Annotated in this window: 16 protein-coding genes; 13 read left to right on the top strand and 3 right to left on the bottom strand. The window is 39.4% G+C overall.

The window, feature by feature from the left end; translation table 11 throughout:
* Positions 1-98 precede the first annotated feature (98 nt).
* Positions 99-782: a DNA mismatch repair endonuclease MutH gene (gene mutH / locus ACMUMK_RS02395; RefSeq protein ID WP_414699527.1), complete on the top strand. Its 684-nt coding sequence runs from the start codon at positions 99-101 to the stop codon at positions 780-782.
* A gap of 164 nt (positions 783-946) precedes the next feature.
* Entirely contained in the window at positions 947-1,696 is a 750-nt protein-coding gene (locus ACMUMK_RS02390; protein WP_414699526.1) for a substrate-binding periplasmic protein, read from the top strand.
* 81 nt (positions 1,697-1,777) lie between these two features.
* Here ACMUMK_RS02390 and ACMUMK_RS02385 read toward each other — a convergent pair whose 3' ends face one another.
* From ACMUMK_RS02385 to ACMUMK_RS02375, 3 genes are all read right to left on the bottom strand, one after another.
* On the bottom strand, positions 1,778-3,208 hold the full coding sequence (locus tag ACMUMK_RS02385; protein WP_414699525.1) for an aldehyde dehydrogenase family protein: 1,431 nt from the start codon (positions 3,206-3,208) through the stop codon (positions 1,778-1,780).
* 11 nt (positions 3,209-3,219) lie between these two features.
* Entirely contained in the window at positions 3,220-4,860 is a 1,641-nt protein-coding gene (locus ACMUMK_RS02380; RefSeq protein ID WP_414699524.1) for an acetolactate synthase large subunit, read from the bottom strand.
* Positions 4,861-5,117: 257 nt separating this feature from the next.
* Positions 5,118-6,173, bottom strand: coding sequence for an inorganic triphosphatase (locus ACMUMK_RS02375; protein ID WP_414699523.1), 1,056 nt, complete (start codon positions 6,171-6,173; stop codon positions 5,118-5,120).
* A 163-nt stretch (positions 6,174-6,336) separates the two neighbouring features.
* Here ACMUMK_RS02375 and ACMUMK_RS02370 point away from each other — a divergent pair, with 163 nt between their 5' ends.
* The 11 genes from ACMUMK_RS02370 to rpoS all read left to right on the top strand — a co-directional run bounded on the left by ACMUMK_RS02370 (position 6,337) and on the right by rpoS (position 15,539).
* Positions 6,337-6,939 (top strand): TIGR04211 family SH3 domain-containing protein, encoded by a 603-nt coding sequence (locus tag ACMUMK_RS02370; protein WP_414699522.1) that lies wholly within the window; start codon positions 6,337-6,339, stop codon positions 6,937-6,939.
* Positions 6,940-7,030: 91 nt separating this feature from the next.
* The gene (locus tag ACMUMK_RS02365; RefSeq protein ID WP_414699521.1) at positions 7,031-7,534 is read left to right on the top strand and encodes a TIGR03546 family protein; all 504 of its coding nucleotides are present in this window, start codon (positions 7,031-7,033) and stop codon (positions 7,532-7,534) included.
* Between the two features lie 3 nt (positions 7,535-7,537).
* Complete coding sequence (locus ACMUMK_RS02360) at positions 7,538-9,292, top strand: TIGR03545 family protein (RefSeq protein ID WP_414699520.1); 1,755 nt, start codon at positions 7,538-7,540, stop codon at positions 9,290-9,292.
* Between the two features lie 84 nt (positions 9,293-9,376).
* Positions 9,377-9,655: a cell division protein FtsB gene (gene ftsB / locus ACMUMK_RS02355; RefSeq protein ID WP_414699519.1), complete on the top strand. Its 279-nt coding sequence runs from the start codon at positions 9,377-9,379 to the stop codon at positions 9,653-9,655.
* Between the two features lie 9 nt (positions 9,656-9,664).
* A complete protein-coding gene (gene ispD, locus ACMUMK_RS02350) occupies positions 9,665-10,375 on the top strand; it encodes a 2-C-methyl-D-erythritol 4-phosphate cytidylyltransferase (protein ID WP_414699518.1) in 711 nt (236 codons plus the stop codon).
* A gap of 29 nt (positions 10,376-10,404) precedes the next feature.
* Positions 10,405-10,887: a 2-C-methyl-D-erythritol 2,4-cyclodiphosphate synthase gene (gene ispF / locus ACMUMK_RS02345; protein WP_414700315.1), complete on the top strand. Its 483-nt coding sequence runs from the start codon at positions 10,405-10,407 to the stop codon at positions 10,885-10,887.
* Positions 10,888-10,889: 2 nt separating this feature from the next.
* The gene (truD, locus tag ACMUMK_RS02340) at positions 10,890-11,915 is read left to right on the top strand and encodes a tRNA pseudouridine(13) synthase TruD (protein WP_414699517.1); all 1,026 of its coding nucleotides are present in this window, start codon (positions 10,890-10,892) and stop codon (positions 11,913-11,915) included.
* Between the two features lie 165 nt (positions 11,916-12,080).
* On the top strand, positions 12,081-12,719 hold the full coding sequence (locus tag ACMUMK_RS02335; RefSeq protein ID WP_414699516.1) for a protein-L-isoaspartate(D-aspartate) O-methyltransferase: 639 nt from the start codon (positions 12,081-12,083) through the stop codon (positions 12,717-12,719).
* Positions 12,720-12,763: 44 nt separating this feature from the next.
* Positions 12,764-13,654 carry a DUF368 domain-containing protein gene (locus tag ACMUMK_RS02330; protein WP_414700314.1) on the top strand — a complete coding sequence of 297 codons (891 nt, stop codon included), beginning with the start codon at positions 12,764-12,766 and terminating at the stop codon, positions 13,652-13,654.
* 3 nt (positions 13,655-13,657) lie between these two features.
* A complete protein-coding gene (locus ACMUMK_RS02325; protein ID WP_414699515.1) occupies positions 13,658-14,506 on the top strand; it encodes a peptidoglycan DD-metalloendopeptidase family protein in 849 nt (282 codons plus the stop codon).
* 67 nt (positions 14,507-14,573) lie between these two features.
* Positions 14,574-15,539, top strand: a complete 966-nt coding sequence (rpoS, locus tag ACMUMK_RS02320; RefSeq protein WP_414699514.1) for an RNA polymerase sigma factor RpoS — start codon at positions 14,574-14,576, stop codon at positions 15,537-15,539.
* The last annotated feature ends 12 nt before the right edge of the window (positions 15,540-15,551 follow it).

Here is a 15,551-nt window from a genome sequence, read left to right as displayed (position 1 = left end):
ACTCCCGAGAACTCAATTCTTTTAATGTCATGCATTCTTCCATAAACTACTGCTTATTCAAAGGAATAAAAAAGCATAGCGCTTACTCACAGTAACAAATGAAACAATTTAAACTTTCTCAATCAGAGCCAACTAGCGTAAATGAACTACTCGCCAAAGCTGAAACCCTTGCGGGGTTAACCCTAGGAGAGGTCGCTGCTATTGCTAACATTAAAGTTCCTAAAAACTTTAAGCGAGAGAAAGGATGGACAGGCCAATTAATCGAAACCTGTTTAGGGGCCAGTGCAGGCTCTAAAACCCGTCAAGACTTTGCTCAAATTGGCGTTGAACTGAAAACCCTCCCCATTGATGAGAATGGTCGCCCCCTTGAAACAACCTATGTTTGCTATGCCCCTCTTACCAATATTGCTGGCATTGAATGGCACACCAGCAGTGTTAAAAACAAGTTAGCTCGTGTTTTATGGGTTCCAATTGACGGGAGACGAGACATACCACCAAGCGACAGGCATATCGCAACACCATTTTTGTGGACAGCCAGTGCAGAGCAAGAAAGCCAGCTACGTAAAGATTGGGAAGAGCTAATGGAGATGATCGCGCTAGGGCAAATAGAAGAAATTACCGCAAGACATGGTCAGTACTTACAAATGCGACCTAAAGCAGCCAACGGCAGCGCTCTTACCACTGCAATTGGTGCCAACGGACAAAATATTCAAACTCGCCCCAGGGGGTTTTACCTTAAAAAAGAGTTTACCCAACAAATACTCGATGATCTTTTCAGTTAATAGGGAGTTGGACTTAGTAAAAGCAAACAATGATGCTAACCTAGCCATTGAAATTTGGTCACTTGCTAACCAATTTAGAACTACGCACAATATGGCAAAAACTGTAAGGCTGATATTTTTCCACCAATACCTTATCTATAAATGAAGAGTATGAAGCAATTCTAATGACAACTAAAATTAAGGTACTTCTATTTAAGACCCTGTTAAGTTGCACCTTACTAATCTGCTCTATTGTTTGCGCCAAAGAAATTAACATAGCTACTGTAGATACCAGTAATAGAGGTTATCTTAATGCAGATGGACAAGTGTTAGGTAGCTCTTATGAAATAGTGAATAGCATTGTCAATGACAGTGGATTTACCTATAAGAACACCCTAATGCCATTTGGACGAGTGTTAGGTTACCTTGGTTCAGGAGATATTGATGTTGCTCTGTTGGTGCCCAATGAAACCACGAATAAAGTCTCTATACCGCTAGAATATATACAAGACGTAAACTTCATCGTTGTTGGAAGAAATAACCTTAGCATTAAACGTTTAACGGACATTAGAGGAAAGTCTGTAGGCTACCTTAGGTTAACGCCCACTGCAGTAGAAGCGCTGAAAAGCTTAGACGTCATGAAAGTGGAAGGAAGTAAATATAGCCACATGATTGAAATGTTAATGCGAGGTAGAATCGACGTCTTATTTGGCCCCGAATCTAATATTTTTTGGGCATTAAAAAATTTAGGTTATGCTCGTCAAGAGCTAGGGGAGCCATTATTAATAGAAAAACTAGATATGTACCTAGTGTATTCAAAAAAAGTCGCGGATAAGAGCATAATGTCTGCACTTACCTCTTCTGCTAAAAAACTAAAAGCGAACAACACTATCCAAGAGATTATTCATAAATATGAAGATTCAAAGCCCCATTAATTTATCGGGCATAGCTGAAACGATACACAAACAAAAACGCCTCTCAATATGAGAGGCGTTTTTTAGTAAAAATTAGCGATTTTAGCTAGGAGTACGCAATACCATTAGGCGTATTTCAGTCATATCTTCCATCGCAAAAGTAATACCTTCACGACCGAGACCAGACTCTTTAACACCGCCATAAGGCATATTGTCTACACGCCAGCTTGGTACGTCACCAATAACCACCCCACCGACATCAAGTTCATCCCACGCTTTATGGGCTTTGTAGATATCGCGAGTAAAGATACCGGCTTGAAGACCGAATTGACTGTTGTTCACTTCTTTCAGCGCTTCATCAAAATCACTAAATGAACTTAACACAGACACAGGGCCGAATGCTTCTTCAGTATTAATAGAGGCGTCATTAGGTACATTTTCAAGCAAAGTCGCTTGTAACATGTTGCCATCGCGCTTACCGCCGCATAACAAGGTAGCTCCTGCAGAAACCGCTTCTTGTACCCAAGTGTCTAAACGAGAAGCTTCAGACTCAGAAATCATTGGACCAATAAAGGTGTCTTCGTTCAAAGGATCGCCATGTACTAGATTCGCCACTCGGTCTGTATAACGTTGTTTAAAATCTGCATAAATTGAATCATGAACTATTACACGTTGCACACTGATACAGCTTTGACCTGATTGATAATAAGCACCAAATACTATGCGCTCTATGGCATCATCTAAATCAGTATCATGGTCTACCACACAAGCTGCATTACCACCTAACTCTAGAATAACCGGCTTTTTACCTGCTTTTGCTTTAAGGTCCCATCCAACTTGAGGTGAGCCAGTAAAGCTAAGTAATTTAAACCTATCATCAGTGGTAAATAAGTCTGCACCGTCACGGCTACAAGGCAAAATTGAAAATGATCCTTTTGGCAAATCAGTTTCAGCTAAGATCTCACCAATAATGAGTGCACCAAGCGGCGTACGACTAGCTGGCTTTAATACAAAAGCACAGCCAGTAGCTAACGCAGGAGCAATCTTATGAGCAGCCAAGTTAAGAGGGAAATTAAAAGGCGATATAAATGAACAAGGACCAATTGGTACTCGTTTATACATGCCAGTATATCCTTTAGCACGAGGAGTAATTTCTAAGTTAATGACCTCACCATGCATACGAACTGACTCTTCAGCAGCAATACGGAAAGTGTCGATTAAACGGGTAACTTCTCCACGAGCATCTTTAATTGGCTTGCCCGCTTCTATACATAAAGCATGGGCTAATTCATCAAAACGCTCTTCAAAACGTTTCACACAATAATTAAGAATATCCTGACGCTGATAAGGCGCCATTTTATTTAGCTCTGGCTGACTTGCTTCAGCAGCCGCAATTGCTTGATCTATAACCTTGGCATCAGCCAATGCAGCATAAGTCGCCACTTCATTAGTGTACTTATTAGTAATTTCTAGATCTTCGTTTGCAAAGACAGCTTCACTGGCTAAAAAATAGGGATAAGCTTTCGCTAACATTCTGTAACTCCTTACACCGCTTCACTGCGAATACGCAATGTTTGATTTAATGTTTTGTCATTTAATGTGTAATCAACTGGAACGTCAATTAAGTGCACACCAGGTTGAGCTAAACATTTTTGAACCTGAGGCAATAAGCCTGCAGCTGAATCAACTCTCCAGCCATGACCACCGTAGCTTTCAACATATTTAACAAAATCAGGGTTACCGTAATCCAAACCAAAGTTTTCAAACTCCATATTGGCTTGCTTCCACTTGATCATACCGTAAGCATCATCACGTAAAATGATAACAACAATATGTAGATTTAAACGTACTGCGGTTTCTAACTCTTGGCTGTTCATCATAAATCCGCCATCACCACATACTGTAATTACAGGCTTATCTGGATGAACCATTTTTGCAGCCATAGCAGAAGGTAAACCTGCACCCATAGTAGCCAAAGCGTTATCTAGTAAAAGGGTATTTGGAAGAGCTGCAGGATAGTTACGAGCAAACCAAATTTTGTAAACACCGTTATCTAAAGTAACAATGCCGTCGTCAGGCATAGCTTCACGGATATCTTTAACGAAACGCTCTGGTAAAATAGGGAATCTATCGTCATTTTCACTTTCTGATTTATGATCCAGATACGCCTGATGTACTTTCTTGAAGAAACTAAAGTCCCAATTGTCTTGTGAGGCAACTTGTTCTTTTATTTGCCAAATTGTATTTGCGATATCACCTACAACTTCTAGTTGCGGGAAATATACTGGGTCAACAGCAGCAGGCTCAAAGTTAACATGGATAACTTGACGACCGCCATGCTTCATGAAGAAAGGAGGCTTCTCAACCACATCATGGCCCACATTGATGATTAAATCGGCACTATCAATAACACGATGTACAAAGTCACCAGAAGATAACGCAGTGTTCCCCATGAACAACTCATCGCGCTCATCCAATACACCTTTACCTAATTGCGTAGTGACATATGGGATACCAGTTTTGTCGACTAATTCTTTTAACATTTTAGATGTTAATTTACGGTTAGCACCCGCACCAATCAATAGTAAAGGAGACTTAGCTGCTTCAATCATTTCTACAGCTTTATTGATTGCCTTGTATTCAGCAATTGGACGACGGCTAATACTAGGCGTCAATATCTGCATTGATGTATCTTCTGCAGCTATATCTTCAGGTAATTCAATATGTGTAGCACCAGGACGTTCATTGTGAGCTAAGCGAAACGCTTCACGCACAGCCGAAGGAATACGGTCACCACTTACTAACTGAGTGGTATATTTAGTAATAGGACGCATCATATCTACTGCATCAATTACTTGGAAACGACCTTGTTTACTTGTTTTTACAGGTTTTTGACCTGTAATCATTAACATTGGCATTGCACCTAGTTGTGCATATGCAGCAGGAGTTACTAAGTTAGTAGCACCTGGGCCCAATGTTGAAAGACACACTCCAACTTTACCTGTAAGACGACCATAAGTTGCCGCCATAAAACCAGCGCCTTGTTCGTGACGAGTCAAAATAAGCTTAATATTTGATTCACGAAGTGATTCTAACAAGTCTAAATTTTCTTCTCCGGGGATACCAAAGATGTACTCAACGCCTTCTGCTTCGAGGGCTTTGATAAATAAGTCAGACGCTTTCATGGGCGCTCCTTTTATGTAGTGTAGGGGTTAATACTTACCCATTGCGATACAACGCAGCGGTAATAAGCATTGAATTTATTATCGGAATTTATCCTTTTTTTATTCTGGGTATATATTCCACTTTGTTATAAGGTTAGGTAAAGCATAAAAAATCGATTAACTAAATCATTTTTTTATTGCTTATAATTAGAACACGCAAAATAGCCTTAAAATATCTATTTAACGCAAAATAATGAGTATAAATACTCATTACCCATTTATTTCGAGCTAACCCAAGATTTCTCTAACATTACTTGAATTAATTCAAGTTGAAAGGCTAGGGTTTGTGAATGTGTTAAAAACTCAGATATGTGTTCTTGAAGTTCGAAAGAGACACCCGATTCAACCTTCATGTTAATTGTAACTGAAGACCAGCTAGATATTAACTGTAAAGACTCATCATATAACTCTAAAAACCCATTAAATTGCGTATTCTCGAATAGGTTCTTTAAACAATCACTTAACAATGAGAGAGATTTTGATATCTCTTCTACATCCTTAATCTTGAGTTGGCTTGACTCAAAACCAAAACAAGAAGAGTAGTGTTGAAAATGTGAAAGCACCTGATTTAAAAGAAGTATTCGTTCTTCAGTAGTTGATAACAAATTCATACTTTGCGGCGGTAAAATCGGGGTTGGCTTACTTACTTTATCAGCCAAACCATAACCTCTAGCCGCTTTACTTTGTACACCTAAGACTGTGGGAATAGATGATGTAATTTTTTTGGCTAGTTGAAACAATTCACTGACATTCCCCTTTTTGAGCTCTAATTCAACTTCACAAATAGGTAAACTTTGATTCGCTGCACTGACTTTCCCCATATCCGATACAATTTCAATAACAGAACGTTCGTTTTCGTACAAATAAATATGGCGAGAAAAATTAGTAGCAAACATAGTCTCTAAATTTTGCTGAGCATATACTAGGTCAAAGTCAGTTGGCCAAGCGCTTGGATCAAACAAGCTCAAATTTGGCACCTCAGCGCCTTCTTGATCGTAATTATCTAATGACACATTAAATTCTGGGCGCTTGTGCAAACCTCCAATGGACTGCCCTGAAGTTTTTAAGGTTTGTTCGCACTCGTTATTGTTAACGCGAATTCGTAACCCCATATCAAACTTTCGCAATAAACGCTTTGGTGTATCAAAATAGTAATTTTCAAGCACGACTTCTTGTTTTGTAACCTTTCCACCTAGTGTTGGCAGTAATTTATTTTCTAAGATATTTCTAGCATTATTATTGGTTAATAACTTCAGCTCTATTTCAAATTCCACAGGATATTTTTCTCTATTGTTCAGACAGAATCACAATAACCTGAAGGTAAATATGGATCAATTTTAAGAAGCGGCATAAAAGTGGCTTCAATTGAATCAGCACTTGCCTTTCCTTGTCTCAACCCATACCATTTAGGGCTGATTTACTAAGCTAATTTCAATTATGAAGATTCGATTTATACAAATATTTTTATGGGTTACTTGTTGTACACTTGGTCTACAACTTAACGCTCAAGAACCCAACGATAGCGAAGGTGAAATTCGCTACATTTCCGATGAACTCTACACTTATTTACATTCAGGACCAGGAAGAAACTTTCGCATATTGGGATCAGTAGTAGCAGGAACCCGAGTAACCTTACTCCAAGAAAAAGACGACTTCACAGAAATTATCGATGATAAACAGCGCACAGGCTGGGTAGATTCTGATTTTATCAGTGCAACGCAAAGTGTTAGGGAGCTAGTTCCAAGCCTACAACAGCAAGTTTCATTAGCGAACAATACAATTGAACAGCAGCAAAATGACATTGACCTGTTACAACAAGAGCTAGCGTCAATTAAGTCTCAAAATAGCAGGCTAACAAGTCAAGTTAGTGCAGCAGAAAAAGAAAACGCGAGTCTAACCCAAACCATTAATGAACATGACCAAACAGCACAAATAGAATGGTTTACTCGTGGAGGTATAGTCGCGGTTATTAGTTTGCTTTTAGGCATAATAATTACTTATCTACCCAAAAAACGTCGCAGAAATGATAACTGGATGTAATCAAAGAGTTGAACATTTCTAAAAATAGTTAGTCTGAGTTTTTTAGTTACGATTTTGTAAGAATACTTAGATAAGACTCCAGGGAGTATAAATGGGCTTACTAGCGAAGTTATTTAAAGCACTGAATTCAGATGATTCACCATGGCAACTGGCCTATGGGTTTGCTCTTGGCATGATTATGGGCTTGACTCCTTTTCTTGGAATACACTCTTTAATATTACTGTTTTTAGTATTGTTCTTACGGGTTAACATCAGCAGCTTTTTAGTGGCTTGGGCTGTTTTCTCTGTTATCGCTATTCCCGCTAGTTACGGTTTTTCATCCCTAGGGGAGACAATATTGCTGTCTCCTAGTTTAGAGACTTTATGGACAAGCTTTTATGGAACGACAATTGGCCAATTAACACAGATTTACCATACCACTACACTGGGCAGCCTGTGTATTTCTATACTGTTTTTCCCAGCCATTTTATTGATAAGTAAAAAATTAGTAGAAGAGTACAGAGAACGCTTTATGAAATGGGTTAACCAGTGGCGTATCGTACAACTAATAAAAGGTTCTCGTTTTTTCCAACTTTATCAAGCCATACAGGAATAAGTTATGAAATCAATTATTCGCTGGCCTGGATTAGTGGCCTTCTTTGTTGTCGTTGGCTTGTTTGCAGCAATTAGTATCGTATTTTTAGATTTTTGGATTAAGCTGGCTGCAGAAAAAGTGTTGGGCAAGACAAATGGAGCCGAGGTTAACATTGAGTCTGTTGAACACACTTTCTCTCCTTTCAGTATTACTTTAAACCGCATACAAATGACGGCTCCTGATGCTCCTGAAACAAACAAGTTTGAAGCTCAAGCAGTTTCAGCAGCCATTGATGTACCGCCATTATTGCTGCGTAAGTTTATTATTGATGATTTGAAAATCACAGGGGTTGAGTTTGGAACAAGTAGGGATTCAGAAGGAGATGTTTACCTCGAATCAGAAAATGATTCGTTAGAAAACCAAAGTGAACTTACTGACCCGAAAAACCTACCTAGTGTTGACGAAATATTAGCTAAATCTCCCCTTAAAACCACTCAAGCAGCTGAAGAGGTAGCAACTGCCTACAATAGGCATAGTGATGATTTACAAGCTCAATATGAAGCCTTACCTAGTAAAGACAAGTTAAAGGGCTATGAAAGTCGTATTAAAGAATTGACTGAAACCGATTATAAAGACGCAGCCAAACTGTTAGCGGCTAAAAAAGAGTTTGATGAACTTAAAGAAGACATTAAAGCTGATAAAAAGCAGCTAGAGAATTTTAAAACTGCCGTTACTGATGCGAAAGCTGATTTAAGTCCCAAATTAGCCGCGTTAAAAGATGCTCCAACACAAGACTACAATCAACTTAAGTCATTAGTAGCCGGTGACCCTGATGCCATCGAAGATGTGACAACCTTAGTGTTTGGCGAAAAGATCGGACAATGGAGTCATTATGCTCTCGCAGCTTTTGAAATTGTAGGGCCAATGCTTTTAAGTAGTGAAAAATCTGAACAAGAAGCGAAAGCTTACAAAGGCCAGTGGATTAGTTTTGACAATAACGCTGGATTACCAGATTTATTAATAAAAAAAGCAGAAATTTCTTTAGCATGGCAAGAAGAGAACATAAGTAGCTACTGGACTGACATCACTTACCAGCACGACATTATCGGTAGAGCGACTACCTTTTATGTAGACTCCAGCGCGAGCAAGTTATGGAACTCTCTGAAAATTAACGGCGACTTATGGTTTAGTGATACAAATGGCGCTAAAGCGAAACAAAGCTGGGCGTTAGATGGATTAACCTTAAGCGACTTAGCATTGGTTAACCAAGACAAGATAACAAGCCAACTTAACTCAGGCTTATTGTCTAGTTCTGGAAACCTGTCTTTAACTGGTGAGACCCTTTCAGGTAAGGGTTTAGTAGATTTACAACAATTATTAATTGATGCTGCAGGCACCAATAAAATTACCAATATCGTTGCTGACACTTTAAACCAACTGACTAAGCTGACACTCACAACAGATATTGCAGGCACCCTAGGAGATTTAGACTTATCAATTGGGTCTGACTTGAATCAGCAAATTGGTGGTGCTTTGTTATCAAATATCAGCAGTGAGCAACAAGAAAAGCTAGATGAGCTTCAGCAAAAATTAAACGCACAAACTAGTGGCGTGTTAGGAGAAGGGAATGAACAGTTTCAACAACTTCTCGATTGGGAGCAACTTGCCGATGGCGATCTAAGCTCTGTTAATTCTATGCTGGAAGCTAAACTAGATAGTTTAGTTGAGCAGAAAAAAGACGAAGCCAAAGATAAAATTTTAAATAAACTTTTTAATTAATCTACGCAAGTGAATAGGTGACTAGCCCTCGCTCAAAAACCTCGGCATAATAAGCCAACTTTAAGTCTATTGGTGAGCAGAAAAATGAAATGGGTAACCTTAATTTTATTTATATTGTTTTCTACTCTCCAATATCGCTTGTGGTTCGGTAAAAACAGTATCACTGACTTTATGAATCTAAAGCAAGAAGTTGCTACTCAAGTAACCTTAAATAGTAATTTACGTCAACGTAACAACCTTCTTAAAGCAGATATTCAGGACCTAAAAATTGGTTTAGAGGCTGCCGAAGAGAGGGCGAGAAACGAATTGGGACTTATCAAAGAAGGCGAAACCTTTTATCGTATTTTGCCCACAGAGAATTAATACTTTTACATGCCATCCCCCACGCAATATTCAGTAATTGTTCCAGCCGCAGGCATTGGAAAACGTATGAAAGCGGCTTGCCCAAAACAATATTTAAATATTCTTGGCAAACCTATCATCGAACACACTTTAGAAAACCTGCTGGCCCATCCGCAAATAAAAACAGTTGTTGTGGCCTTGAACCCTAACGACACAGTTTTCAAAACCTTAGCCATTTCTAAACACCCTAACCTTGAAATTGTAACCGGTGGTAAAGAACGAAGTGACTCTGTTTTAGCGGGCTTGAATTACCTTCCAGATAATGAAAAGTGGGTATTGGTGCATGACGCAGCAAGGCCTTGCCTACAACACTCTGACTTATCTGCATTATTGAATTTAGCTGACACTGGCCCCCATGGTGGGATATTAGCAGCCCCTGTGCGGGACACGATGAAGCGAGGAGTGTTAACAGCGAACAAACGTCAAAGCAGAGTCAAACATACTGAGTCTAGAGATAACCTATGGCATGCATTGACGCCTCAATTTTTTCCCCTTCCCTTACTAAAACATGCACTTAGTTCAGCGCTTTTAAAAGGGGTAGAAATTACAGATGAGGCATCAGCAATTGAATTTATATCCGAAACTGTGCTTTTAGTGGAAGGTCGCGCCTCAAATATCAAAGTGACACAACCAGAAGATCTACTTTTGGCTGAGTTTTATCTATCTCAACCTAACAATTAAGAAAGCTCTCGAGGAGCAATAAAATGAATATGCGTATTGGTCACGGCTATGATGTCCATAAATTTGGGGGTGAAGGCCCAATCGTAATTGCTGGCGTTAGCATAGATTATGAAATGGGTTTATTGGCCCATTCAGATGGTGACGTAGCCATTCATGCATTATGTGATGCTTTACTGGGTGCTGTTGCACTAGGCGATATAGGCAAACACTTTCCAGATACCGACCCAGCTTTATCTGGAGTTGATAGCCGAGAACTTCTTAGACATGTTGCACAGCTAATCACTAAAGAAGGCTACCAAGTTGGCAACATAGATATGACTATAGTCGCGCAAGCGCCAAAAATGGCTCCACATATTCAAGACATGAGAAAAATATTAGCCACAGACTTATCTATTAATATTTCTCAGGTCAATGTAAAGGCAACTACTACCGAAAAGTTGGGCTTTGCAGGTCGTAAAGAGGGCATAGCTGCGCACTCTGTGGTTTTACTTACTGCAATAGAAAGCCAATAACTATGGATATACAGCACTGGAGCTATCTATATCCTAAACTTAATATAAGTGGTTTGTTCAAAGACTCTCCCTGTGACTTTCAAGTGAAAGAGGTCTTGGGTTATGAACCCATAGGTGAAGGCGAACATATCTACGCTTGGGTCCGAAAAACAGGATTAAATACAGCCTTTTTGGCAGAGCAAATTGCTAAGTATGCAAAGCTCCCCTTGCGGGCTGTAACCTATGCAGGTCGAAAAGATAAACATGCCCAAACTGAGCAATGGTTTGGGATACACCTTCCAGGAAAAACGGATATAGACTGGTCTAATTTTGATGTAGACGGAGCTGAGGTTCTTAAAACTATTCGTCACAATAAAAAACTTAGAACTGGCGTGTTAAAAGCTAATCACTTCAAAATTAGAATAAAAGAGCTAACTGACACTGCAGGTTTAGAAGAGAGGTTAGAGACAATTAGTACTCTTGGTGTTCCCAATTACTTTGGTGAACAACGTTTTGGGGATACTCGATACGATCCAAAAGGAGGGAACCTAGTCCTAGCTGAGAAAATGATAGCTGGTGAGCCTATTCGTAATCGAAATAAACGCTCTATGGCTATTTCAGCAATGCGTTCCTGGTTTTTTAACGAAGTTATCCATCACAAGATACAAAATAATACCCTAACCACACCTCAATTAGGTGACGTCATGGAGCTAGCAGGCAGCAATAGCTTTTTTTGTGTTGACGAAATTAATGACACCCTAATCAACAGGCTAAAGCAAAGGGATATTTTTATTTCTGCGCCCATGTGGGGCGCAGGTAATCTGCCAAGTAAAGAGGCTGTGCTAGCATTTGAAGAAAGCATCGCCTCTGCAAACAAGTCTGTAACTGAAACACTTGAGAGCTTGGGGCTAAAACAAGAAAGAAGAGCGGCACACTTGTATCCCACTAACCTAAAGTGGATCATAGATAATAATACCCTTACCCTTGAGTTTTCTCTGCCTTCTGGTGCATTTGCTACATCTGTGCTTCGAGAGTTAGTTAATATTTAAAAAATAATCAGAACAGGTTAAATTTTGCTAGCGCATTAAAACCTGTCGTTGATACTATAAATCGACTAGAGAACATTAATATTGCGAGCTTACCGAACCAAGAATCATCAGTAAGTATCGCTAAACATGACATTAAAACCATATATTAATAAAAATAGGTAAATTATGAGAGCAACTTCACGCAAAGGCGAAAACCTAGCTCAACTCTTACATCAAGAAGGCATCATAAATACCAAAGTATTGACTGCTATTGCCAGCATTCCGAGAGAATTATTTCTACCTGACGCACTGAAACATAAAGCTTACCAAAATACAGCTTTACCTATAGGCCAAGGGCAAACCATCTCGCAACCTTATATAGTCGCCAGAATGACGGAGCTGTTATTAGAGTCAGACAACAATGCTCAAAAAATTCTGGAAATAGGTACTGGTTCTGGATATCAAACAGCTGTGTTAGCGCAACTATTTGAACAAGTATTCTCTGTTGAGCGAATAAAAACCTTACAGTTTCAAGCTAAGCGACGCATGAATCAATTAGATTTACATAATGTAAAAATGAAACATGGTGACGGATGGCAGGGTTGGTCTAGCAAAGGGCCATACGATGCTATTATTGTTACCGCAGCAGCCAGTTCAGTTCCTGAAAAACTATACCAACAACTAAACGATGGGGGTAGGCTGATCATTCCAGTAGGAGAATCTAATCAGCAACTGCATTGCATTACACGTCAACAGGATGAGTTTTCTTCATCAATTATCGAAGCAGTTCGTTTCGTACCACTAGTAGCTGGAGATATCATTTGAAACCAAGACACTCAAAAGCCTACATCGGACTTACCCTCAAAGGTATGTTAATGGGCGCAGCCGATGCAGTACCAGGCGTATCTGGCGGCACTATCGCCTTTATGACGGGCATTTATGAAGAGCTTATATATTCCCTTAAGCAATGTGGCTTTGGTGCTTTGCAGGTATTGTCAAAGCAAGGAATAAAAGCAGCGTGGCAGTACATTAATGGAAACTTTTTAGTGGCGATTTTTGGTGGAGTGCTATTAAGTTTATTAACCGTTTCTCGAGCTGTACTATATCTACTCGACAACCACCCTATCTTACTGTGGTCTTTCTTCTTCGGATTAATATTAGCAGCGGTTTGGTCACTAGTGAGACACATTAAAAAATGGGATATTTCCGCAATTCTGATATTTGTTGTAGGCGCTGTAAGTGCTTGGTTTATAACGGTTATGAGTCCTACTAGCATAGAGTCTTCACCTTTAATCATTTTTGTGTCAGGCATGATTGCAATATGCGCGATGATTTTACCTGGCATATCAGGAAGCTTTATATTACTTCTTCTGGGAATGTATGCGCCCATGCTAACTGCAATAAAAGAACTTCAAATTGCCACATTAGCTATCTTTGCTGCAGGCTGTGCATCAGGCTTAATTAGCTTTTCTCACGTATTAAGTTGGATGTTCAAGCATCATAAAACCAAGACCTTAGCCCTGTTAGGTGGCTTTATGTTGGGCTCACTGAACAAGGTTTGGCCTTGGAAGGAAACGATTGAGTCAGTAATTAACCGCCACGGAAAGGAAATCCCCCTAGTACAAAACAATATTTCTCCCTTTACCTACGAAACTCTCAACAACCAAACTGCTTACCTCTGGTATGCAATTGCGTTATCTTTATTTGGTATGTTTTTAGTTATTTTATTGGAAAAAATAGGCTCACCAGATAACGAATAAACAATGCTTAACAACAAGTATAATCATAGTTCTCGTTATTCTAGGTTTGGGGTTCTGTTGCTAGTATCAAGCATTTTCATATGGGGATGCAGTAGCAGAAAAACCCCTGCCCCTGTAGTAGAATTATACCAAGGAAAAACATACAAAGACTTTACAAAACAAGGGTATGACGGCACCTCTTACAAGGTTCAGGCTGGTGATACTCTGTATTCAATAGCTTGGTACACTGGTCATGATTTTAGAGACTTAGCCAAACTTAATAACATTCCCTCTCCCTATCATATTTATCCTGGACAAAAACTACAGCTAAGCAGCGGTAAAAAAACATCTCCAACTCATTCATCAACAATTACAGCGTCTTCACCTCAAAAAATTAAGAAACAAGCTATTGACCCGCCTAAAAAGCAGGCGTATGGTAAAAGTGAAAAAAATGTTAAAAACGAAAACAAAGTGTCTTCAGGGGGGGAATTCCCTAACCAAGTTACAGCTTGGTCTTGGCCTACAACACGCAAAGTTTCTAGAGGATTTTCTGCTAAAGATGAAGGTAACAAAGGTTTAGACTTCAACGGAGAGCAGGGAGAGCCCATTTGGGTCTCAGCTGATGGAAAGGTTGTATACACTGGTGATGCTTTAAGAGGCTTTGGAAAGCTGGTAATAATCAAACATTCTGAAGACTATTTAACCGCTTATGCTCACAACGATACCATATTAGTAAAAGAGCAAGAGTGGGTAAAAATTGGCGATAAAATTGCCACTATGGGTAAAAGTGGAACCGATAAGGTAAAGCTTCACTTTGAAATTAGGTATAAGGGAAAATCAGTAAACCCTTTGCGTTACCTACCCAAACGATAATAACTATAAATAATAATAATAATTGAGAAACAAGGAGACCAAAACATAACATTGAGGAATTAATCCAATGAAAAACGAACTATTAGATGTAATTGAAGCGGAACATAGCACTAGATCCAAACCCACTCCCACACACAAAAGCGATAAAGCTCAGTTAAAAGAAGAGCTTAGCAATCTAGAAGACTCACCTAAGAACTTAGATGCAACACAGCTCTATTTAGGCGAAATCGGATTCTCACCATTGTTATCTGCTGAAGAAGAAGTCTACTTTTCCAGACGTGCGCTAAAAGGCGATGAAGCAGCCCGTAAACGTATGATTGTCAGTAACCTTCGCTTAGTAGTCAAAATTTCCAGACGTTACAACAATCGAGGCTTAGCCCTACTTGATCTGGTAGAAGAGGGGAACCTAGGGCTTATTCGAGCAGTAGAAAAGTTTGATCCCGAAAGAGGGTTTAGGTTTTCTACTTACGCAACTTGGTGGATAAGGCAAACCATCGAAAGAGCCATAATGAACCAAACCCGAACAATACGATTACCCATTCATATTGTTAAAGAACTTAATGTTTATTTAAGAGCGGCTCGTGAACTGTCACAAAAACTAGATCATGAGCCAACCGCGGAAGAAATTGCAGAAGCTCTAGATAAGCCAGTAAAAGACGTAACAAAGATGCTGCGCTTAAATGAAAGGATCAGTTCTGTGGATTCACCTATAAGCGGTGATAATGATAAAGCTTTGCTCGATTTAATTGCAGATGAAAAAGCTGATGGGCCAGAAGATACCTTGCAAGACGCCGGTATGAAGCAAAATATAGTTAATTTGCTTCAGGAGTTAACCCCAAAACACAGAGAGGTACTAGCTCGTAGATTTGGGCTACTAGGTTATGAACCTTCCACATTAGAAGATGTGGGACTCGAAATTGGTTTGACTCGAGAGAGGGTGCGTCAAATTCAGGTAGAAGCATTAAGGCGTTTAAAAGACACCTTAAGAAGCCAAGGACTAAGCTTAGAGTCAGTCTTTAACAACCTAGCGTAAAATATCTAATTT

Source organism: Paraglaciecola sp. 2405UD69-4, assembly GCF_047525415.1.
Taxonomy (GTDB): domain Bacteria; phylum Pseudomonadota; class Gammaproteobacteria; order Enterobacterales; family Alteromonadaceae; genus Paraglaciecola.
The sequence above is the reverse complement of the archived record's forward strand: the minus strand, read 5'-3'. Positions and strand labels throughout refer to the sequence as shown.